Source organism: Larkinella sp. C7, assembly GCF_006149005.1.
Taxonomy (GTDB): Bacteria; Bacteroidota; Bacteroidia; order Cytophagales; family Spirosomataceae; genus Larkinella.
Window position 1 is genome coordinate 1 of record NZ_VBSL01000003.1, and the last position, 21,984, is coordinate 21,984.

The 21,984-nt window shown below is 52.3% G+C and carries 18 protein-coding genes; 15 read left to right on the forward strand and 3 right to left on the reverse strand.

Annotated elements, in window-relative coordinates; translation table 11 throughout:
* Positions 1-754, forward strand: a 754-nt coding sequence (locus FH871_RS08330; RefSeq protein WP_171062797.1) for a ribonuclease E/G, incomplete at its 5' end; no start/stop codon positions are given.
* 72 nt (positions 755-826) lie between these two features.
* Here the strand turns inward: FH871_RS08330 and FH871_RS08335 are convergent.
* From FH871_RS08335 to FH871_RS08345, 3 genes are all read right to left on the reverse strand, one after another.
* Positions 827-2,011, reverse strand: coding sequence for an NAD-dependent epimerase/dehydratase family protein (locus FH871_RS08335; RefSeq protein ID WP_138990997.1), 1,185 nt, complete (start codon positions 2,009-2,011; stop codon positions 827-829).
* Between the two features lie 12 nt (positions 2,012-2,023).
* Entirely contained in the window at positions 2,024-3,967 is a 1,944-nt protein-coding gene (locus tag FH871_RS08340) for a KUP/HAK/KT family potassium transporter (RefSeq protein WP_138990998.1), read from the reverse strand.
* A 77-nt stretch (positions 3,968-4,044) separates the two neighbouring features.
* On the reverse strand, positions 4,045-5,385 hold the full coding sequence (locus FH871_RS08345) for an Nramp family divalent metal transporter (RefSeq protein ID WP_138990999.1): 1,341 nt from the start codon (positions 5,383-5,385) through the stop codon (positions 4,045-4,047).
* A gap of 214 nt (positions 5,386-5,599) precedes the next feature.
* On the opposite strand from FH871_RS08345, the gene FH871_RS08350 reads away from it, so the two are divergent.
* From FH871_RS08350 to FH871_RS08415, 14 genes are all read left to right on the forward strand, one after another.
* Positions 5,600-6,253 carry a metal-dependent transcriptional regulator gene (locus FH871_RS08350; protein WP_138991000.1) on the forward strand — a complete coding sequence of 218 codons (654 nt, stop codon included), beginning with the start codon at positions 5,600-5,602 and terminating at the stop codon, positions 6,251-6,253.
* A gap of 31 nt (positions 6,254-6,284) precedes the next feature.
* A complete protein-coding gene (locus tag FH871_RS08355; protein ID WP_138991001.1) occupies positions 6,285-7,361 on the forward strand; it encodes an LptF/LptG family permease in 1,077 nt (358 codons plus the stop codon).
* A 3-nt stretch (positions 7,362-7,364) separates the two neighbouring features.
* A complete protein-coding gene (locus FH871_RS08360; protein WP_138991002.1) occupies positions 7,365-8,273 on the forward strand; it encodes a DMT family transporter in 909 nt (302 codons plus the stop codon).
* Positions 8,274-8,323: 50 nt separating this feature from the next.
* Positions 8,324-9,796 carry a hypothetical protein gene (locus tag FH871_RS08365; protein WP_138991003.1) on the forward strand — a complete coding sequence of 491 codons (1,473 nt, stop codon included), beginning with the start codon at positions 8,324-8,326 and terminating at the stop codon, positions 9,794-9,796.
* 288 nt (positions 9,797-10,084) lie between these two features.
* Positions 10,085-11,512, forward strand: a complete 1,428-nt coding sequence (locus FH871_RS08370; RefSeq protein WP_138991004.1) for a DUF6056 family protein — start codon at positions 10,085-10,087, stop codon at positions 11,510-11,512.
* An 80-nt stretch (positions 11,513-11,592) separates the two neighbouring features.
* Positions 11,593-12,561, forward strand: a complete 969-nt coding sequence (locus tag FH871_RS08375) for a glycosyltransferase (RefSeq protein ID WP_229317137.1) — start codon at positions 11,593-11,595, stop codon at positions 12,559-12,561.
* 96 nt (positions 12,562-12,657) lie between these two features.
* Positions 12,658-14,391 carry a hypothetical protein gene (locus FH871_RS08380; protein ID WP_138991006.1) on the forward strand — a complete coding sequence of 578 codons (1,734 nt, stop codon included), beginning with the start codon at positions 12,658-12,660 and terminating at the stop codon, positions 14,389-14,391.
* Positions 14,392-14,440: 49 nt separating this feature from the next.
* Positions 14,441-15,388 (forward strand): glycosyltransferase family 2 protein, encoded by a 948-nt coding sequence (locus FH871_RS08385; protein ID WP_138991007.1) that lies wholly within the window; start codon positions 14,441-14,443, stop codon positions 15,386-15,388.
* Positions 15,389-15,481: 93 nt separating this feature from the next.
* Entirely contained in the window at positions 15,482-16,981 is a 1,500-nt protein-coding gene (locus tag FH871_RS08390) for an MBOAT family protein (RefSeq protein WP_138991008.1), read from the forward strand.
* Positions 16,982-17,466: 485 nt separating this feature from the next.
* Entirely contained in the window at positions 17,467-18,948 is a 1,482-nt protein-coding gene (locus FH871_RS08395) for a GDSL-type esterase/lipase family protein (RefSeq protein ID WP_138991009.1), read from the forward strand.
* Between the two features lie 293 nt (positions 18,949-19,241).
* Complete coding sequence (locus FH871_RS08400) at positions 19,242-20,150, forward strand: sugar phosphate isomerase/epimerase (RefSeq protein WP_138991010.1); 909 nt, start codon at positions 19,242-19,244, stop codon at positions 20,148-20,150.
* Positions 20,151-20,232: 82 nt separating this feature from the next.
* Positions 20,233-20,784 (forward strand): Crp/Fnr family transcriptional regulator, encoded by a 552-nt coding sequence (locus tag FH871_RS08405; RefSeq protein ID WP_171062798.1) that lies wholly within the window; start codon positions 20,233-20,235, stop codon positions 20,782-20,784.
* 125 nt (positions 20,785-20,909) lie between these two features.
* Positions 20,910-21,284 carry a VOC family protein gene (locus tag FH871_RS08410; RefSeq protein ID WP_138991012.1) on the forward strand — a complete coding sequence of 125 codons (375 nt, stop codon included), beginning with the start codon at positions 20,910-20,912 and terminating at the stop codon, positions 21,282-21,284.
* A gap of 9 nt (positions 21,285-21,293) precedes the next feature.
* Positions 21,294-21,956 (forward strand): hypothetical protein, encoded by a 663-nt coding sequence (locus FH871_RS08415; protein ID WP_138991013.1) that lies wholly within the window; start codon positions 21,294-21,296, stop codon positions 21,954-21,956.
* The last annotated feature ends 28 nt before the right edge of the window (positions 21,957-21,984 follow it).

Consider the following 21,984-nt stretch of genomic DNA (forward strand, 5'->3'; position numbering starts at 1 on the left):
TGAAAAAGAGAAAATCGTCAAGTTCTATACGAACAACAAGATGAAGGTTTTCGAACAGTTCGGGCTTGAAAAACAGATCAAGTCGCTGTTCGGACGATCGGTCAGCCTGCCTGCGGGCGGTTACCTGATCATTGAGCACACGGAAGCGCTGCACGTGATCGACGTGAACAGCGGGAACAAATCGAATTCCGAGGAGGATCAGGAGGCCACGGCGGTCAGTGTCAACAAAGAAGCCGCAAAAGAAATTGCCCGCCAGCTCCGGCTGCGCGACATGGGTGGAATCATCGTTATCGATTTTATCGATATGAAGAAGCCCGACAACAAGAAAATGATTTTCGACGTGATGCGGGAGGAAATGAAAACCGATCGCTCCAAATTCACGATTCTGCCGCTGACGAAGTTCGGTCTGATGCAAATTACGCGGCAGCGTGTTCGTCCGGAAATCAACATCGTTACCAAAGAAGTTTGCCCGACCTGTGGTGGCACCGGAACGATTCAGGCCAGTATCCTGATTACAGACGCCATCGAACAGAACCTGGAATACATTCTGACCCGCCAGAACGAGCGTGGTGTCCAGATCATGATGCATCCGTACCTCTACGCCTATTATACCGCAGGCTGGTATTCCAAACAGATGCAATGGTTCATGAAACACAAAACGTGGGTTAAGTTGATCAAGGACAGTTCGTTTGGGATCAACGAATTCAAGTTTTATAACAAACAGGGCGAAGAGATTGAGGTGACAGCCGCCTGATTTTCGTACCATTTTCTTTATCATGCAAAAAGCCACCTTCGGGGTGGCTTTTTGCATGAAGAGAAATCTGGGTTATTTCAAAATCGGTTCGAGTGCTTCCCGGTTTTCGTCGAGCCACTGCGTGATGTCGGTGACAATTTCTTTGATGCCCAACTCGGGTTTCCAGCCAGTCAGTTTCGTTACTTTCGCATTGTCGGTGATGTACAACCGGATGTCGGCTGCCCGGTTTTCGTCGAGCCACTGCGTGATGTCGGTGACAATTTCTTTTGCATTCAGCGGCGGTTTCCAGCCAGTCAGTTTCGTTACTTTCGTATTGTCGGTGATGTACAACCGGATGTCGGCTGCCCGGTTTTCGGCCACGCTGCTGATGGGTATGGTCTTGCCGGTGACTTCCTGACAGATTTTGGTCAGTTCCTGCAAGGATGCACTGCTTTCGTTGCCCCCTCCGGCATTCAGAATTTCGCCGTTGACCTGGTCGATGTTGTGTAACTCCCAGTCGATCAGTCGGTACAGATCGGCGATGTGGAGCATGTCGCGGGTTTGTTTCCCGGTGCCGCCGTAACCAATATACGCCAGTTTTTGCTCAAAATAATGTTTGGCAATCCAGAGAACCATCACACCCTGGTCGACCTTGCCCATCTGCCACGGACCGGTGATGACCCCGCAGCGGTTGATGACGGTTTTCAGGCCGAAAAACTCCTGATACTCCTGAATAATCAGCTCCGAAGCCAGTTTCGTGGTGCCGTAGAGCGAGCGGGCGCCGTCGAGCGGAAAATTTTCGGCAATGCCTTTGGACGAAACACCCGGCACCGGTTGTTCGTCGGACAGTACAAATCGGGTATCGTGTTCATCGAAATTCAAGGTTTCGATGGTTTTGATGGGATACACCCGGCTGGTGGAAAGGAAAATGACGTTGGCTTTGGATTTCAGCGCAAAGTTGAGGCAGTTCACCGTACCAAACAGGTTGGTGTTGATGAGGTAGTCGGGCGTTCCGGTCAGACCGGCCAGCACCGATGGCTCGGCGGATGCCTCGATCAGCGTGTCGACGGGCGGAATGGGATCGAAATCTTCCTTGTTCCGGATGTCGCCGTGAACAAATTGAATACCGGCTTTGGTCAACCGGGCTACGTTCAGTTCGGAGCCTTTCCGTTTGAGGTTGTCAAGAACAAAAATTTCGTACTGTGGGTAGTCGGTTTTGAGAGACAAAGCCAGTGAAGAGCCAACAAAACCGGCTCCGCCAGTGATCAGTATTTTCATTTATGGGAGAAATTAGGTATCGATTCGTTTCAATTTGACATTCTCGACCGGACGGATTACCAGCGGCACTTTTTCGATTTTCACGGCACTGCTGTCGAGTCCGAACCAGCGGTCTTCGGGGGTGGTGAAGTTTTTAACGAAGAAATAAACATCCATCACAATCCGTTCGCGCAGCGGCAGGTCGTTTTCAAAGGAAAGAAATTTTTCCAGCACCACAAACCGGAAATCACCGATCACGTTCTGGCGGCTGAGGGATTCGTAGCGGCTGGTGATGTCCACTTCCTTGTTTTTCACCATGTCTTCGATAACCCGCCGGAAGAAGAGGTTGATCCGCTGCTCGATTCGGAAACCCAGCCGGAACGTAACCTTGTAAACATCATCGGGTGCGATGGTGTTCACCTTGTATTCCATCGTATACGGATCATCGGTGGTGTCGACGTGGATAAACCAGTAAATATCAGCCCGTTTGGGTCGTTTCTGAAAAATGGAGTAAATGACCTTGGACTCGATTTCGGCAGCCCGGGCTGCGTTGCTCATAAAAACCAGGTGCGTCGCGTATTTCGGAATACTGATGTCCCGGCTGAGTTCCTTGAACGGTTGAATATACTGGTCGATTTTAACGTATTCCGTCAAGCGTAGTTTGATCTTGTTGGCATTCAGCCAGATGATCATGATACCGGCCATGATGCCCGCAATCAACACCGACACCCACCCGCCGTGGGTGAATTTGGCCAGGTTGGCGATCAGGAAACTGGTCTCAACGATCAGGTAAAATACCAGGAAGAGCATAACAAACCACGCATTGTACTTGTGGGAGTACATGTAATAGCTAAACAGAATGGTCGTCATCAGCATGGTGAGCGTGATGGCCAGACCGTAGGCAGCCTCCATGCGGGACGATTCCTGAAAGTAGAGAACGACGCCGACGCAACCCGCGAAAAGCAGCCAGTTGATGCTGGGAACGTACAATTGTCCTTTTTTATTGGTCGGGTAACGGAGCCGGACCTTCGGCCAGAAATTCAGCCGGATGGCTTCACTGATGAGGGTAAAAGCGCCGGTAATCATGGCCTGGCTCGCAATGACGGTGGCCATGGTGGCAATGACAATACCGGCAAAAAGAAACCATTCGGGCATCAAACCGTAAAACGGGTTGCGCTCACCGAGGGGCTGACCGGCCAGACTTTCCACGAAGGCGCCTTGTCCAAAATAGTTGAGCAGGAGACAGGCCTTCACAAAAACCCAACTGATCCGAATGTTTCCCCGACCCGTGTGGCCCATGTCGGCGTAAAGCGCTTCAGCCCCGGTTGTCGATAGAAAAACCGCACCCAGTAGCCAGAAAGCACCGGGGTAATCAATCAAAAAGTGATAAACGTAATACGGATTGACGGACTGGAGAATGGATAAATCGTCGGCGATGGCCAGCACACCCAGGGTGCCGAGCATCGTAAACCACAACAACATGATCGGCCCGAAAGCCGTGCCGACAACGCTGGTACCAAACGTCTGAATCAGAAACAGAAACGCCAGAATTCCGAGCACGATCGGTACGGTCGGGATGTCCGGGTACAGAATGCGAAGCCCCTCGATGGCGGAGGATACCGAGATGGGAGGGGTGATGATGCTATCGGCTAACAAGGCACTGCCACCAATAATCGCCGGGATGGTCAGCCAGCGAGCATGTCGGCGGACGAGCGCATAGAGCGCAAACGTTCCTCCTTCACCCCGGTTATCGGCCCGCAGCACCAAAATAACGTACTTGATGGTGGTCTGCAGGGTAATGGTCCAGAAAATGCAGGAAAGGGCTCCCCTGACAATATCTTCCTGAATGGGTTGATCGGTGCCAACAACAGCACGGAGCACGTAGAGGGGCGAGGTGCCAATATCGCCGTAGATGATACCCAGTGCAACCAGCAGACCCGCTGCCGATACCTTATCCAGGTGCCTTTTATCGTCCATAGAGAATAAACGCCGGGCTAAACGAACCCGGCTGGTGAAATCCGGGTAAAGATAACGTTAAATCCCGGTTTTCTCCATTAAAGAGTGCCAACCAGCAAGACAACATTCAAAACAATAATCAGGCCGGCAACCGCCCAGCTCAGAATCGTCAGCCAGCGGGGATTGACGAACGCTCCCATTTTCAGTTTGTCACTGGTGAACAGAACCAGCGGCACAACGGCAAAACTGAGTTGGACCGAGAGGATTACCTGACTGAAAACCAGCAACTCCGAGGTGCCGCGTTCGCCATACAGGATGGTGACGATCAGGGCCGGGACAATGGCAATCAGGCGGGTGATGAGCCGGCGAAGCCACGGTTTAAGCCGGATGTTCAGAAACCCTTCCATCACGATCTGACCCGCCAGCGTGCCAGTGAGCGTCGAGTTTTGCCCCGACGCCAGCAGCGCAACGGCAAAGACAACGCTCGCCAGCGTGGCCCCTAAGAGCGGATCAAGCAGGCGGTGGGCATCGGTGATGTCGGCGACCTGGTGGTTGCCGGAGGTGTGAAAAGCCGCTGCCGACAGAATCAGAATGGCTGCGTTGATAAAAAAAGCCAGAAATAGCGATAGCGTGGAATCGATGGTGGCAAACTTGATGGCATTCCGGCGACCGCTGTCGGTGTGGGCAAAATCACGGGTTTGAACGATGCTCGAATGCAGGTATAAATTGTGGGGCATCACGGTGGCCCCCAGAATTCCGATGGCAATGTACAGCATGTCCGGATTGGTGATGACTTCTTTTTGTGGAATCAGTCCTCCCAATACGGCGGCTATTTCGGGCCGGGCCAGCAAAATTTCGTAGGCAAAACACAGCAGAATGACAAAAATCAGCGCACCGACGATGCTTTCCAGCCAGCGGAAGCCTTTATGTTGCAGATAGAGCAGCAGCAAAACATCCAGCGCCGTAATGCAAACGCCCACCGACAGCGGAATTCCGAACAGCAGGTTCAGGGCAATGGCCGACCCGATTACTTCCGCCAGATCGCAGGCCGCAATGGCAATTTCACACAGAAACCACAGAACCGCCGACACCGGACGGCTGTAGTGATCACGGCAGGCCTGGGCCAGGTCGCGGCCCGTTGCAATGCCCAGTTTCAACGACAGGTGTTGCAGCAGCATCGCAAAGAGGTTGGAAATCAGGATGACAGACAGCAGGGTGTAGCCGAAACGGGACCCCCCGGCGATGTCGGTGGCCCAGTTACCAGGGTCCATATAGCCGACGGCCACCATCAAACCCGGCCCCGAAAAGGCCAGTAAGCGTTTGTAAAAAGAACCCGTTTCCGAGACCGGTATGCTGGCGTGAACTTCAGGCAGTGATTTCGATTTATTTTCGGACTTCCATCCCTGGGCCATCTTTGAGGTAGATTCGTTGGTTACCATAGCGTTAGACTGCTACATGCATATTCTTCTATTTAACGCAACAAATATATCTAATGTTTCTAAATAAAAATTTAGACTCGTCTAAAAATTTTTTGAACGGTAATAAAAATCTAAATTTGTAGCCGGAAAATATCAGGTTGTGATTCCATCGGTCGTTTTCCGGTTTTAGTCGATTCTGGAGAGATTGGGTGGATGGCAAATCCGTCCTGTGCCTATGCATTCATTCACGGAAGAAAATTATTTAAAGACCATTTATTACCTGGCTGCCCGGCAGGAAGGGGAGGTTACGACCAATTCGCTGGCCGAAATGACGGCGACAAAGGCGGCTTCGGTATCGGATATGCTGCGGAAACTGGCGGAGAAGCAACTCATCCATTACCGAAAATACCAGGGCGTGCGGCTCACCGAAGAAGGCGAACGGCTGGCGTTGAAAGTAATTCGGCGGCACCGGATCTGGGAAGTGTTTCTGGCCGAAAAACTGGGTTTTGGCTGGGACGAAGTGCATGAAATGGCCGAAGAACTGGAACACATCCGCTCGGAAGATCTGGTGCAGAAACTGGATGCCTTTCTGGGCTATCCGCAATTCGACCCCCACGGCGACCCGATTCCCAGCCCGGCGGGGCAGATGCCGACTGTGGAATACACCAAATTATCGGAAGTGACCATTGGGGAAGAAGTTCAGGTCATGGGTGTACTCGAACATTCGCCGGAATTTTTGCAGCACCTCGATAAAACCGGGTTGAATCTGGGCTGCCGGGTGCTGGTGCAGGATGTCAACGCGTTTGATAAATCCGTTTCTGTACAGATTAACCACGAAAAAACGTTGTTTGTCAGTAATGAAGTAGCCCGGAATCTATTAGTCAATTAGACGACTGTCTGGCTGACTCTAACCCACTTGCATGAAACTCCTCGACTGGTATATTTTAAAACGGTTTTTGCTGACGTACTTCTTTGTCGTAATGGTCATCGTGCTGGTGGTCTGTGTGGTCGATTACACCGAGAAAGTGGACGATTTTTACAAGCACAAGGCCCCCGGTGACAAAATCATCTTCGATTATTACCTCAACTTCATTCCGTATTGGGCTAACTACATCAGTCCGCTGATGGTTTTCATTGCCACGGTTTTTATGACCTCCCGGCTGGCGGCCAAATCGGAGATCATCGCCATGCTGAGCAGCGGCATGAGCTTTGTCCGGCTGCTGGTTCCCTACGGCATCGGTGCCCTGATCCTGAGCATAGCGACCTATTTTCTGGTGGGCTGGGTGGTTCCGAAAGCCAACCAGACCCGGATTGCCTTTGAGCTGAAATACACCAAAGATCCGTACACCTATTCGGGCCGGAACATCCACATCAAGGTGGCTCCCAATGTGTATGCCTACCTGGAAAGCTATAATAACCAGAGCAATACGGGCTATAAATTCACGCTGGAACAGGTCCAGGGCAACAAACTTCTGCAAAAAATGGCGAGCGACCGCATCGAATGGAGCCCGGAAAAGAAAAAGTGGACGGTGTATGATTACAGCGTTCGGAAAATCGACGGTTTGCAGGAAAAACTCACCCACGGCACCAAAGTCGATACGCTGCTGAATCTGTATCCGTCGGATTTCGACAGCGATTTCAGTCTGTACGAAACCTTTACCTTTCCCGAACTCGACAATTACATCAGCCTGCTCAGCAGCCGGGGGGCCGACGGCGTTGAAACGTATTTGCTGGAGAAATATTCCCGGCAAACACGTCCCTTTGCCATCATCATTCTGGCAGCCATCGGCGTGATTATGTCGGCCCGGAAAAGTCGCCGGGGGGTGGGCTGGCAGGTGGCGCTGGGGTTTGTGCTGGCGTTTGTCTACCTGCTGTTTTTTATGCTGGCCAAAGGCATTGCCGAGTCGGGCAATCTCAATCCGATTGTGGCGGTTTGGTTGCCAAACATCATTTTTGCGGCCATTGGGGTGATTTTATACCATACGATTCCGCGATAACGTATGAATCGCCCCACCACCACCGATTACCTTCACCTGCATTTTTTAGTCCTGATCTGGGGTTTTACGGCCATTCTGGGCGTTCTGATTTCGGTGTCGGCCCTCACCCTCGTGGTGTATCGTACCCTGCTGGCGGCCATCGGACTGGGGGTTTTGCTCTTTGTGCAGAAAAAAATGGTGCCGGTTTCCGGGTCCGACCGCCTGAAACTCCTGGCCACGGGGCTGGTGATTGCGCTGCACTGGGCGTTGTTTTTTGAAGCCGCCCGAACGGCCAACGTTTCGGTTTGTCTGGCCGGCATGGCCACCGGTTCCTTGTGGACAAGTTTGCTGGAACCGCTTTTTTTTCGCCGACGCCTGCGGGCTGTGGAAGTGATCCTCGGCGTGGTCGTGATGGCGGGGTTGTATCTGATCTTTCGCTTCGAAATTGACCGGGCTGCCGGTCTGGTCATGGCGGTTTTTTCGGCTATGCTGGCGTCCATTTTCACCATCATCAACAGCCAGTTTACCCGGCGATATCCACCGATGGTCATCACCTTTTACGAAATGTCGGGTGCGTTTGGTAGTTCCCTGCTGTTTCTGGGGCTATATTTGGCATCGGGTTCGGAAAAACCGACGGCTTTGTGGCCGCAACCCGCCGATTGGCTCTGGATTTCGATCCTCGCATTTGTCTGCACCGTCTACGCCTATTCGGCTTCCGTGTGGCTCATGCGGAAATTTTCGGCCTTTGCGGTAAATCTGACCGTTAATCTGGAACCCGTCTACGGAATCATGCTGGCCTGGTTGTTTTTTGGTGACCGGGAGCGGATGACGACGGGTTTTTACGCCGGTACGCTGATTATTCTGCTGGCCGTGCTGGTGTATCCGGCTTTAAACCGGAGAATGGATAAAAACAAAAACTATTCTGTCCAATAACATCAGTTTACAAACGCCGGCTTCGGTTCTTGTAGCTAATACTAAAATCGATGAATATAATTATTTCGCCAAACAAATACATTTTTTTTCTTTTGACCGGGTGCCTGCTGCTGGTTTGTATTCCCCTGGTCTGGCTGGCATTTTACAACCATCCGTCAATTGTCGATGATTATTGTTTCGCGTATACCGTGATGCGATTTGGCGTATGGAAATCCCAGATGATGTATTACGATGGCTGGACAGGCCGGTATTTTCACAACTTTGTCGTCCACACCAGTCCCCTGATCTGGCGGTGGTTTGGTGCCTACACGGTTTTTCCCATCCTGTTGCTGCTGGCGCTCTGGACGGGTTTTTTCGCGCTGATCCGCCAACTGGGCCGGGCCGTTCTGACCACTTCCGAGCAAATTGCGATCGCGTCGGGCGTCTGTTTTTTATACCTTACGCACCTGCGTTCCATCGCCGAATTTTTCTACTGGTATACGGGTTTGGCGGGCTATTCCCTCGCCTGTGTGTTTCTGCTGTTTCTGATCGGTATTTTCATCGCCCACCACCGGCAGCAAACCGGCTGGAAAAGTCCGCTTCTGTGGCTGGAAGCCCTTTTAATTCTGGTCATTATCGGCTCCAGCGAAACCTGGATGGTGGTGATGCTGGCGTGCCTGGGATTTCTGGCTTTACTCAGTCTGATCGATCACCGAACCCTTCCGGTTTCCCTGCTGATCCTGCTCTTTTGGGCTGGTCTCTGTAGTTACATGGTGGTGCAGGCGCCGGGCAATGCCATTCGGATGGGAGGCAATCGCTTGAGCCAGGATGTGGTTTTTTCGGCGCTGGAAACCGCCCAGTTTGGGTGGATCTATTTCCGGGATCTGGTTTTCCAGTCGGCCATTCTACCGCTGTCGCTGCTTTTTTTACCCATCGCCTACCGGCTAACCGACAGCCGGAGTCCGGCACGGGCTTATTTCGCGATTTCCGGGTGGCTGGCGCTGGGTTTCTACCTGGGTCTGCTGTTTATTCTGACCTTCCTGCATTTCTGGGCCGTAGGTGTTCCGCCAGTGGCTCGTCTGCTGAATGTCGTCAATTTCGTGTGGGTCTTGGGCTGGTTCTATACGCTGACGGTTTTCGTCCGGATTTTCCGGAGAACCATCGGCCAGTGGTCATTGCTGTTGCGCTATCGGTGGCCGATGGTGCTGGTTGTCACGGTGGTGCTTGGATGGCAGGGGTACCGGAATGCCAATGTTCGTCTTATGTACGAAGACCTCCGCTCTGGACGGGCTCAGAAATACCATCGGGCGATGATGGGCCGCTATCAGTTGATGGGCACCACCAAAGGAGATACGGTTACCTTACCACCTTTACCCGTCCTGCCGGTTTCATTGGCTTTGGATGACCTGAGTTACCGATCTGCCCATATGTTTAACGATTGCTGGGCTGGCTATTTTTACCGCAAAGGGGCGAAGCTCCAAAAACTGCCGGTTCCGGCAGACGCTCCCAAACCCGTTCTGCCCCAGATTGCCCGCAAACCGTAAGACCCCTTCCTGAATCGTTTCAGAAGCCCGGTGGAAAGATTGGGTAGGATGGGGTGCGTTCCTTATCTTTACTTTCTTTACTTTTGTCAATTTCAGCGTATTAAAAAGGAATGTGCCCTTTTTAATACGTTTGCTGTGCCCGGCTGATGCTGGTGCGCGGGCTATTCGTTTTGACGACCGCGAATAGTTCGGCAATGGTGCTGAGGAGGGGTAAAGCGAACGGTAATCTATTAACTAACAAAATGTTGCGAGCTATTACACGTGTTTCGTGTGATTAATCTGTCACTAATGAATCCATTCATTACACCCAAGAAGTTCGTTTTCTTTCTGATTCTCGGCTGCCTGTCCCTGGTTGTCATTCCACTCATTGCCCTGTCTTTTTACAACCAACCCTCGCTGGTGGACGACTACTGTTTTGCCGATACGGCCCGGAAATTCGGGGTTTGGCAGGCGCAGAAGTTTTACTACGATGGCTGGACGGGGCGGTATTTTCACAACCTGATGGTGCACACCGGGCCGCTGGTTTGGGAGTGGTATGGGGCCTATGCCGTGTTTCCGATTCTGCTCCTGATCTTGCTGTGGCTGGGTTTTTATGCGGTTATCCATCAACTGGCCCGCCCGTTGCTGACGTTGACGGAGCAGATCGTCGCAGCCTCGGCAGGTTGTTTTCTGTTCATTTCCCAGCTCGTATCGATCCCGGAATTTTTTTACTGGTATCCCGGCCTGGCCTGTTATTCCGTCGCCTGTGTCGGGTTCCTGTTCTTAATAGCGGTTTTGATTGCCCACGACCGGATTCAATTCCGCATGAACGGCCGCTTTCTATTTCTGGAAGCGTTGCTGGTCGCGGTGATCATCGGATCCAGCGAAACCAGCATGATTATGGCCATGGCGTTGCTGGGAACCGTTCTGATGGGCCTGCTGATTTATCGGAAAAAACTCCCGGTTTCCCAGCTCATTTTGTTTGGCATTGCCGCCATTTGCTGTTATTTCCTGATTCAGGCACCCGGCAATGCCGTACGGATGGGCGGCAATGAGCGCAGCCAGGATGTGCTGTTTTCCGTTACCGAGACGCTGAAATACTGCGTGCAGTATTTTCCGAAACAATTTACGAAAACGCCATTACTGCCCCTGTCGTTGCTTTTTCTGCCCGTTGCCTACCAGTTGACCGACACCCGGAATCCCACCCGTCGTTATTTTGAGGTGCATCCGGGCCTGGCCATTCTGCCGTATGTCGGGCTGTTGTTTATCCTGACGTTGCTGCATTTCTGGGCTGTTGGTGTCCAACCGGTGCCCCGTTTGCTCAACGCCGTGAACCTGATTCTGACGCTGGGGTGGTTTTATAACCTGACGATTTGGGTACGGGTTTTCCGGCAGAATGTCGGTGTTCTGTCGTTTCTGACCAGTTACCGCTGGACGGTCGTGGTGGTGGTGGCCATTTCGATGCTTTTTTTAACGTATCAGAATGTTAATTTTCGGCTGACTGTCAGTGACTTGCGCTCAGGCCGGGCCAAGCAGTACCACGATGCTGTGGAGCAGCGGTATGCGCTGATGGCGCGCAGCAAGAGCGATACCGTTCAGTTGAGTCCGTTGCCGGTTAGCCCGGTTTCGCTGGTGCTGGGTGATTTCAGTTCCGACCCCTACCATCTGTGGAACCGCTGCTGGGCGGGGTATTACCACAAAAAAGGGGTGAAACTGGGGCCAGCAACCATTGAATAAGAGTGTAAAGCCCGGGCTATCACAAGTCTGGGATATGTTCTATTTTTGTGGCACCGTTCTTTATATAAATCGATCGTACGTTGACCGACATACCCACTGCCCCCACCGACAGAGTATATATTGTTATTCCTTTGTTTAACGACTGGGAAGCGTTAAGCCTGCTCCTGGAGAAAATGACGAAAACCGTCGCCCCCGCTCTCCGGAAACGGTTTCATTTTCTGATTGTGGACGATTGTTCCGTTACCAACTACGCATCGTTGCCGACCGATACGGGCTACAGCCTGTCGATCATGCGGCTCTGGCGGAATGTGGGTCACCAGAAAGCAATTGCGCTCGGTCTTTCGTACCTGGCCGATCAGCCGGAAACCCATACCACCATCGTGATGGATTCAGACGGGGAGGATCAACCCGAAGACATTGCCCGGCTGCTGGAGGCTTCAGTCCAAAAACCCGGACAGATCATTTTCGCCCATCGCACCAAACGCCGGGAAAGCCGTCTGTTCCGAACCTTTTATTTAATTTATAAATCCGTATTCAAGCTGCTGACGGGGAAAGCCATTACCTTTGGTAATTTCAGTGTGATTCCGCCCAACCTGCTGCGAAAACTGGCGCACGTTTCCGACATCTGGAACAACTACCCCGGTGGTGTAATTCGCTCGCGATTGCCCTACCAGTCGGTTCCGGCCGAACGGGGGGCGCGGCTGGCCGGCACGTCGAAGATGAATTTTGTATCGCTGATTCTACACGGTCTGAGTGCCATTTCGGTGCTGATGGAAGCCACAGCCGTGCGAATTCTGCTCTTCTGCGTCATCACGGCGGCAGTTTCAACGGTGGTCATCACGGTGGTTATCCTGTTGCGGGTGACGGATCAGTTGATCATCTCGCAGGGGGCCATTTACATTGTTTTTTCGTTGTTCATTGTTATTCTACAGGCTTTCCTGATCTCCCTGTTGCTGGTGTTTATCGTGCTGACCTACCGAACGCAGTCGCACTTCATTCCGGCCAAACAATACGGGGATTTTGTAGAGCAAATCGAAAAGGTCTATTGACCTGAAAAACCGCATTTTACAGGCCTGATGCCACTCCGGGGAAGTATGTATAGACGTTGAATGCCAACCGTTGCCGTATCAGGCCGCCCGCTCGCTATGATTCAGATTTCAGAACCGCTTCGGAAAATTTCTCCGTTCCTGGTCGCTTTCCCGATTGCCAGTTTTCTCGCATTGGTGCTCCTCTTTACCGACAACGTTCCCTGGATGGACGACCTCGAATCGTTCGTGGGGTTTCTGGTCAATTATACCGAAGCCGATTCTTTCTCCGAAAAATTCCACTGGTTGCTGGCTCCGAACAACGAACACCGCATCCTGTTTGCCAAACTAACCACGCTGGTCTTCTACAACCTGACCGGCACGCTCAACTTCCGGTGGCTGATTCTGCTGGCTTTTGGCTGTTTGCTGGCCATTCTACTGGTTTTTTACCGGGTTTTCCGGACGCTGCGGTTGCCCCTGCTGGCGTTTCTGCCGATCGCGCTGGTGCTGCTGCAACCCCAACACCGCCTGACCAGTTTCTGGGCCATCACGGCTTTGCAGCACCTGGCCGTGGGCATGATGATTCTCTGGGCCTTGTACTGGCTCGCTTTTCCCGGTCGGTCCGCCACGGTTTCGATCCGGTTTGCCGGGGCTCTTTTTTTACAGATTCTGGCTTCGTTTTCCATGAGCAACGGCCTGTTCGGCTGGGTGGCCGGAGCGGGTGTTTTGCTGGTGCAATGGCGTCTGGAAGGGCGTCACTACCTGGTGCGGCTGGCGATTTGGATCGCGATTGCGGTGGTGGTCATCATCCTGTATTTCCACGATTTTGCCAGTTTGCAGGGGAATGAAAGCAGTCTGTCGTTTTTCCTGCAACATCCCCACCTTGTCTTCTTCGGGTTTTTTACGTTCCTGGGCGGTTTGTTCGACTTTTTCCCGCGAACCGATATTTTGATCCGCAGCCTGCTGCCCACGCTGGGCGGTATGCTGCTCATTGGCCTCCTTTTCCGGCTGTTCAAAACGACGCTCCTTCCCAGCCTCTGGCAACCCAACCAAAAACCGGCCGATGCCGAGCTCAATCACCGGCGGTATTTTTTCGTGGGCGTATACGGTTTTTTGCTGGTCAATGCGGTGGTGGTTGCGATTTTGAGACCCCGGTTTGGCTACAGTGTCATGCTCGTGAGCAATTATATGCTGTACCCGGCCCTGTTTGTGAGCATCCTCTACCTGAACCGGTTGAGTGAACTTCGGAACCCGGAGCACCGGAAGCGATGGATGGTGGGTGGTCTGGTTCTGGGGTGGGTAGTCTGGGGCGTGATGTACTTCAACCATCTGCCGTTTCTGGGTGCCCAAACGCTGATGCGGCAGACGTCGGCCTTCAACCAGAAACACAATGATCTCGGTTTCGGGGCTATGATAGGTTCGCCCTATGCGGCTGCCAGTGAAAAATGGATGCACACCGCCGTTGAAAAAGGATTTTATACCTATCCCGAAAACACGTTCTACGCGCCGTATGAAGCGACGCTGCTGAAACCGGCACCTCCCGCCGACTCCGCCCTGCACCTGCTGGCGGAAGAATCGGCGGGTGAGATTCGGGTGGTTACCCAGAACTGGCCGCTGCCTGCGGGGATCAGCGAGGCCTGTATCGTGGTCAAATCCGATCGCCATACTTATCTTTTTCCGGCCGAAAACCTGTTTTTCCCCCTGCAATATTACCTGCGACGCCGAATGCCCAATGTCAGTGCGCAGGTGTTTAAAACATTCCTGCATCCGGGTTCCTATCAGCTTGGCATTCTGATTGTTTCGGGTGCGGGGGCCGACATCCGTTTTTCGAATCAATTCATAAACGTTCGGTAAGTACTGACAATAATGTAATTTTGTGCGTTCCAATTAACTGCTATACACTTTGTCTGATCCACAGATTTCCATAGTCGCTCCACTCTACAACGAACGGGAATCGTTTCCACACCTCGTTACCCGGCTAAATGCCTTGATGGATCGTTCGCCACTGGCCATCGAAGTCGTCCTGATTGACGACGGCAGCCGCGACAATACGGCCGTGTTGATGCAGCAACTGGCCCTGACCGACGACCGGTATCATTGCGTTTTTCTGGCCCGCAACTATGGCCACCAGATTGCGCTGACGGCCGGAATGGCAGCCGCCAAAGGCTCCGAAGCCCTGTTCATCATCGACGGCGACCTCCAGGACCCGCCTGAGTTGCTGGACGAATTCTACGCCAAATTTCAGGAAGGCTACGATGTCGTTTATGCCGTTCGGAAGAAACGGAAAGAGGGCGCTTTCAAGAAAACCGCCTATTTTCTGTTTTACCGGTTTATGAAATCCATTTCCTACGTGGACATTCCGCTCGATAGTGGCGACTTCTCGCTCATTAGCCGCCGGGTTGCCAACGTCCTGAATCAGATGCCCGAAGAAAGCCGCTTCATCCGCGGGATGCGCAGTTGGATCGGCTTCAAACAAATCGGCGTCGAATACGAGCGCGATGCCCGGGTGGCCGGTGATGCGAAGTACACGTTCAAAATGCTCCGGAAACTGGCTTACAACGGTATTTTTAACTTCAGTGAGTTCCCGATCAAGTTCCTGACCAATCTGGGCATGTTCTCCATCGGGATTGCTTTTTTGTATTTTATTCAGACTCTCATCAAGAAATATTTTTTCGGAGGGGTGCCGGAAGGCTTTACGGCGTTGCTGTTTACCATCATCCTCTTCGGGGGAATTCAGCTCATCGGGATGGGACTGATCGGCGAGTACGTGCTGCGGATTTTCTTCCAAAGCAAAGGCCGCCCGCTGTACATCGTCCGGGAAACCATCCGGAAAAAAGAACGCCAGAACTAGTTCAGAATGAAGAGTTCAGAGTGATGAGTTAAGAATTAAATGCGTCCGCCAATTCTTAACTCATCACTCTGAACTCTTAACTAATCAGTAGGAATGCTATTTAATTCGCTCCAGTTTTTATTGTTTTTTATCGTCGTAACCCTGGCGTATTACAGTCTGCCGTGGCGCGGGCGGTGGGTGTTGCTGTTGTTGGCCAGTTGTTACTTTTACATGGTCTTCAAGCCGGCTTACATCCTGATCCTGTTTCTGACCATTGTAATCGACTATTACGCCGGGATCTGGCTGGAGCGCACCAAACCCGGTTCGGGCCGAAAATGGCTGCTGATCGTCAGCCTGATTTCGAACATCGGCATTCTGGCGTTCTTCAAGTATTTTGGATTTTTCACCGACAGCCTCGTCTGGCTGCTCGAACAGGCGAAGTTCGACGGCCCGGCCCAGCTTGTCAACCAGAAAGCCATCGGTCTGCTCAACAAAGTGCTGACGCTGTTTGGCCAGCCCAACACCACCTCGTTTAGCATTGTCGATTCGATACTGCCCATTGGTCTGTCGTTTCACACCTTTCAGGCGATGAGCTACACGATTGAGGTCTATCGCGGCAATCAGAAAGCCGAGCGTCATTTCGGGATTTACGCGCTCTATGTGATGTTTTATCCGCAACTGGTAGCCGGTCCCATCGAGCGTCCGCAGAACGTTTTACACCAGTTTCATACCCATTTTCATTTCAGTTTCGAGAATCTGAAAGCCGGGTTGATGCAAATGGCCTTCGGTTTTTTCAAAAAAGTGGTCATTGCCGACCGCATGGCGGAGATTGTCAGCCATGCCTACAATCTCCCCACGGAACAAAACGGCCTGACGCTGCTGGTGGGAACGCTGGCTTTCACGATCCAGATTTACTGCGATTTTTCGGGCTATTCCGACATTGCCATCGGGGCCGCCCGGACGATGGGGTTTACGCTGATGGACAACTTCAAGGCACCGTATTTCTCGCGTTCCATCACCGAATTCTGGCGACGCTGGCACATTTCGCTTTCCACCTGGTTCCGCGATTACCTCTACATTCCGCTGGGCGGAAACCGGGTCAGTCCATCAAGGCGGTATTTGAACGTGTTTATCGTCTTCTTAGTCAGTGGATTATGGCATGGTGCGAGCTGGAACTACGTCATTTGGGGCGGTTTGCACGGTGCCTACCAACTCATGGCGGGCTGGCGCGACAAGGCATTTAATCAGTTCGGCATCAAACTGCCGGAAGAGAATAAGGCTTATCAACTGCTGCAAACCGTGCTAACCTTCATGCTGGTGATGCTGACGTGGGTGTTTTTCCGGAATCACAAAGCGCCGGTCGGCAACGCCTTTCACATTCTCGGCAAAATCGTCTTTTCTCCCTTCGACGGGCCCCTCAGCACACCTTTCAATTCGACCGAATTGTGGTTTTGCGTGTTGCTGGTGGCGGTTTTATTCGTAAAAGAGAAGTTGTACCTGACGATTCCAACGCGCAATACCACTCTATTTTTCGTGCTGTTTCCGCTGATCTGCTTTCTGTCGTACCTCTTCGGCGTCTTTACCTCGAATCAGTTTATCTATTTTCAGTTTTAAATCGTTCATCGGTTTAGCCTCAGGCCCGTTCGGCAATTAGATTATAAAGCAGGCGGGTTGGTGAGTATTTATGGAAAGACCAGCTTGGTCGAGCCGTTTCTTTCCCCGCTAGGGGGCTGCACAGCATGGCGTCGGTAGACAAAAGAGGAACGGTTTTCCCTGCGTGCCGTGAGGTACGCAACTATCTACAAAAATCCGACGGTCGCGTGCCTCACGGCACGCGGGAAGAACGGAGCATCCTTTTCTACCGACGCTGCGCTGTTGAATCCCCGCAGGATTGGATGGGTGGTTGGGTTGTCCTTTTTCTACCGAAGCTGCGCTGTTGAATTCCTGCGGGATAGAGGGATGGGTTGGCTGGTCAAGAGAATCGATTTGGGAATGGACATTCCATAATTCACGCCTTATCAAGTAAAAACCGTTCCTTTTTAGCTTCTATACGCAGCGCGAATCCGATCTAAAACACTCGTGCGATCTCGCTTTTTAAAATGAATAAAAGAGCTTTTGAAGGCATTACGACGCGGTTTATTCTACCAATTCTTCTGATCTGGGTTGCGGCCGGAACCCGGTTACTGGCTCAGGAACCCCGTTTTGAGTCCGAAATTAAAGCCTACGAAGCGAAGGCGGTCGATGATCCGCCAGTTCCGGGTTCGACGTTCTTCGTCGGCAGTTCGACCTGGCGGCTTTGGGGGTCAGCGCTGGAAGAAGATTTCAGCCTGTTTAGTCCCGTCAACCGGGGTTTTGGCGGAGCCACCATTCCCGATGTGGTGCGCGTCATGGACCGGATTATTTTGCCACACCGCCCCGCCCGCATTGTTTTTTCCTGCGGGGGGAATGATCTGGCGGGTGGTGATGACCCCGAAACCGTTGTCAAAAATTTCAAAACGTTTCTGGCCCGACTTTGGCAATCGAACCCGTTGACGGAAGTGTATTTCGTGTCGAACCGGCATTCGCCGGCCCGGCAAAAATTTAGAAAGCAGGGCGATCGGTTTAATCAGGAAATCAAAAAGCTGGCGGGAAAGCTGGACGGGTTATACTATATTGACGTTGTTCCGCTGACAGATGGCAAGGACGGTAAAGGCCGCAGTGAGTTGTTTCTGGCCGATGGTCTGCACCTCAACCGGGAAGGTCAGCAGCTCTGGATACCGGTCATTACGACCGCGCTGAAAGAACGGGATCGGTTGCGAATGAAGCTAAAGCCCGCCGATCTGTTCCCGAAACGGGTTGCTGCCGGGATTTTTTCGAAGTCGGATCAGACCAGCTTTCCAGAACAGAAACTGAACATTGTTTTCATCGGCAACAGCATTACGGCCGGCGCCGGCTTGAAAGACCGCCAGACGGAGGCACCACCGGTTTTGGCAACAGCGTATTTGAAACAGCAGGCTGGCATCCAGGAGGTTACGTTTTCCAATCAGGGTGTGGGCGGTTTTACCACCGTCGATTTTCTGCCCGCAACCCACAAATCGTTTCCCAAAGTGGCGCAGGCTGCGGAAACCTTCCGGAAAGAAACCGGTCAGCTCGTGTTTTCCATTGTTCTCGGCACGAATGACAGCGCCATGCAGGGACCCAACGGCGCTCCGGTTTCGCCGGAATCCTACCGCGCCAATCTGAAAACCATCGCCGACACCTTACTGAAAGCCAATCCGGGTTGCAAGCTGGTGATTCACCACCCGATTTGGTACAGCCCGACCACCTACAACCGTTCGAAATACCTTCAGGAAGGACTGGATCGGCTACAAACGTACTTCCCCGAAATCGATGGACTCGTCGCTGATTATGTCAAAACCCATCCAGGACAGGTCCGTGTGGGCGATACGCAGGGGTTCAATTATTTCAAAACCCATTACCTGACCGATTTTCAACACGAAAATGGCCAGCAGGGGACGTTTTTTCTGCACCCAAACGCCAAAGGAGCCGCTACGCTGGGGCTTTTCTGGGGGGAAGCCATTCGCAAAGCCGTGTTGGAATAACCGGTCAAGAAGTTGTTTGAATGAAGGCCGGAGGCCTGTCCTGTCAATAGGCAATAGCTACCACGAGTTGATGTTTGCTATTGCCTATTGACAGACCGCCCTTCCAGGGCTCTCCCCGGTTAATTCAAACAGTTTGTAAGGCTTTTTTAAAAAAGAATGATGAATGCTAAATGTAAAAGTGCTGAATTGGAAAATACTTTTACATTTAGCATTCATCATTCTACATTTAGTGTTCTCCTTCCGCTCAGGAGTCCAACCTGGTGTTTAGGTTTTGACAATAGATCCTTTTTTCCATGAATCCAACCGGAAACCAACCGTCAAGAAGAGCCTTTTTAAAGGGTGCCACCGGAATGCTGGCCGGAATAACCGCAGCGAGTGCGCTGGCTAAAGCCGGAATGGGGGAAGAAACCAGGGCTGGTTTGTCCCTGCCTTTGGGCGTTTGTGCCGGTTATGAAAAGGTCGGGTTATTAAAAACGCTGGGCTTTTCCTTCATCGAGGAGAGTGTCGGCCGGTTTTTGATTCCCGACGCGGGAGATTCGCAATACGAGAAAAACCGGGTGACGCTGAAGACGGAAGGCCTGCCCGTTCGATCGTACATTTATTTTTTCCCGGGCACCCTGAAGTCGGTGGGCCCCACCCTCCACCACGAAGCTATTTTGCAGCGGGCCGATCTGGCACTGAAGCGGGCGAAAGAATGCGGTTCGAAGAATATCGTGTTTGGCAGTGGCGGTTCGCGGGCGATTCCCGATGGCTTTGACCGGGCGACCGCGAAAGCGCAGCACATCGAACTATGCAAAAAAATGGCTCCCCTGGCCGAAAAACATGGCGTTACGCTGGCAGTTGAGCCGCTGAATCGGGGCGAGACCAATTTTATCAACAGCCTGGCCGAAGGCGTGGAAATTATTCAGGCCGTTAACAACCCGTGGTTTAAGTTGCAGTGTGACATTTACCACATGCTGAAAGAAGACGAAAAACCGGAGGAAATCATCAAATACCGCCAATACATCACGCATTGCCACATCGCGGAAAAACAGAAGCGAACTGCGCCCGGTGTGATGGGCGATGATTTCAAGCCGTATTTTCGGGCTTTGAAACAAATCAAATACGAGGGCGGCCTGTCGCTGGAATGCAACTGGACCGATTTTGACAACGAAGTCGCCCTCGGTTTGGCGACCGTAAAGAAACAACTGGCTGAGGTGTAAAACCGTCCGGTTTTACACCTCAGCCAGTTCTCGTCATGAAAATAAGCTAATGACCGAAGCCTGGATCTCAACCGTCGCACAAATGCTCACTCCAATCGGCACGTTCAGTGAGGAGCAGGTTCGGCTGGTTGCCCATCGCGTGCGTCGCCGGTCTGTAGAAAAAGATACCATTCTGCTGGCGGCAGGAGCCATTTGCCAGACGGTTTATTGCAGCCTCGAAGGCGCTTTCTACCAGGTCAGTTACAACGACGGGCAGGAGCCGGTCATCATCGATCTGCACCTCCCCGGGCAGTGGTTTTTCAATCACCAGAGTTTTGTCACCCAGAAGCCCTCGGTCTACACCATTCAGGCGTATTCAAACGGCGTTGTGCTCGAACTGACGATTCAGGTGATTCACGAACTGATTGCGATTTCTCCGGTATTCCTGCAACTGGGCAGCCTGCTCAACCAGGCCACGGATCGGATTCGCTTTTTCGACCAAAATCTGACACCCGCTCAGAAATACCAATATGTGCTTGATTACCAGCCTCAATTGCTGCATCTGTTTCCCCTGAAAATGATTGCGGCTTACTTGAAAATAACGCCCGAAACGCTGAGTCGGGTCAGGGAGCGTCTGGCGCGGGGCCTTTCTTGATTTGAATCAAGTGCCAAATCAAACCCGGTTTCTTATGTTTACCGAACAGTACGCTGAAGGACGACTAACGATACCTGGTTTTGCCCGGCAGCACCAATTTACCTCATCGATACCTTAGCAACCCTATGCTGACGGCCATACATCCCAAATTGCCGATGCGAAACAAGCGCGTCACCAAAGACTTTTACGTGAACCAGTTGGGTTTTCAGGAAGTCGGGCAGACCGATTTTGCGGACTACCTGATGGTGCAGAAAGACGCGATCGAGATTCATTTTTTTGCATTCAGCGGCCTTGATCCCGCCGAAAACTACGGACAGGTTTATATCAGGACGGATGCCATTGATCATGTATACCAGTCGCTGCTGGATCATAACGTGAGCATCCATCCGGCAGGGCCTTTACAGGAAAAGCCCTGGGGACAAAAGGAATTTTCGGTTTTAGACCCCGACAATAACCTCCTTACCTTCGGGCAGCGTGTTAACGTAAACCCAACAAAGTAACCTTCCACCATGAATCATCGCTTCTTTGTCGTATCGGGTTATTGCCTGCTGGTCGGTACGCTGCTGTTGGTGGGTACGATGGTGCTGCACCCGGCGGGCGGCTCACCGGATCATATCCGGCGCATCACTCCTCTGCTGATGGGGTCACACGCCCTGGCGATCGGCAGTTTGCCTTTGCTGGGTTTCGGCTGCTACGGACTCGCCATTCGTCTGGCAAGCCCAAGCCGGTTAGCCACGCTGGCCTTGATCACGCTCTTTTTCGGGCTGTTGGCCGGTCTCATCGCTGCCACCATCAATGGCCTTACGCTACCCCTGTTCGTGGCTAACCAGCCTGATACGATTGCAGAACAATCGCAGGTGAAGCTGATCATCCGCTACGGTTTTCTGATCAATAAGCCCATGAGCTATATCCTGATGACTTGCGTGACGGTTTCCGTTGGAATTTGGTCGGCACTGTTGCTGCGTCGAAACGACCTGCCCAGGTGGTTAGGCTACGGAGGGGTCGGATTGGTTGGATTGGGACTACTGGGGGTCGTGCTTGGCTACGATTTTCACGGGGTAGGCGGTTTTCGCCTGTTCGTGTTCGCGCTTGCGGGCTGGTTGGCAGGGGGTGGGGTGCTGCTGATCCGGACCCGGCCCGCCGACCCGGCCACACCCGCCATCGTTCAATAGGGAGTTGTGAAATAAGGAAACAAAAACT

Excerpts from the sequence above, each read along its gene's own strand:
- FH871_RS08335 (WP_138990997.1), bottom strand. The coding sequence starts at position 2,011 with ATGAAAATACTGATCACTGGCGGAGCCGGTTTTGTTGGCTCTTCACTG.
- FH871_RS08340 (WP_138990998.1), bottom strand. The coding sequence starts at position 3,967 with ATGGACGATAAAAGGCACCTGGATAAGGTATCGGCAGCGGGTCTGCTG.
- FH871_RS08345 (WP_138990999.1), bottom strand. The coding sequence starts at position 5,385 with ATGGTAACCAACGAATCTACCTCAAAGATGGCCCAGGGATGGAAGTCC.
- FH871_RS08350 (WP_138991000.1), top strand. The coding sequence starts at position 5,600 with ATGCATTCATTCACGGAAGAAAATTATTTAAAGACCATTTATTACCTG.
- FH871_RS08355 (WP_138991001.1), top strand. The coding sequence starts at position 6,285 with ATGAAACTCCTCGACTGGTATATTTTAAAACGGTTTTTGCTGACGTAC.
- FH871_RS08360 (WP_138991002.1), top strand. The coding sequence starts at position 7,365 with ATGAATCGCCCCACCACCACCGATTACCTTCACCTGCATTTTTTAGTC.
- FH871_RS08365 (WP_138991003.1), top strand. The coding sequence starts at position 8,324 with ATGAATATAATTATTTCGCCAAACAAATACATTTTTTTTCTTTTGACC.
- FH871_RS08370 (WP_138991004.1), top strand. The coding sequence starts at position 10,085 with ATGAATCCATTCATTACACCCAAGAAGTTCGTTTTCTTTCTGATTCTC.
- FH871_RS08380 (WP_138991006.1), top strand. The coding sequence starts at position 12,658 with ATGATTCAGATTTCAGAACCGCTTCGGAAAATTTCTCCGTTCCTGGTC.
- FH871_RS08390 (WP_138991008.1), top strand. The coding sequence starts at position 15,482 with ATGCTATTTAATTCGCTCCAGTTTTTATTGTTTTTTATCGTCGTAACC.
- FH871_RS08395 (WP_138991009.1), top strand. The coding sequence starts at position 17,467 with ATGAATAAAAGAGCTTTTGAAGGCATTACGACGCGGTTTATTCTACCA.
- FH871_RS08400 (WP_138991010.1), top strand. The coding sequence starts at position 19,242 with ATGAATCCAACCGGAAACCAACCGTCAAGAAGAGCCTTTTTAAAGGGT.
- FH871_RS08405 (WP_171062798.1), top strand. The coding sequence starts at position 20,233 with ATGCTCACTCCAATCGGCACGTTCAGTGAGGAGCAGGTTCGGCTGGTT.
- FH871_RS08410 (WP_138991012.1), top strand. The coding sequence starts at position 20,910 with ATGCTGACGGCCATACATCCCAAATTGCCGATGCGAAACAAGCGCGTC.
- FH871_RS08415 (WP_138991013.1), top strand. The coding sequence starts at position 21,294 with ATGAATCATCGCTTCTTTGTCGTATCGGGTTATTGCCTGCTGGTCGGT.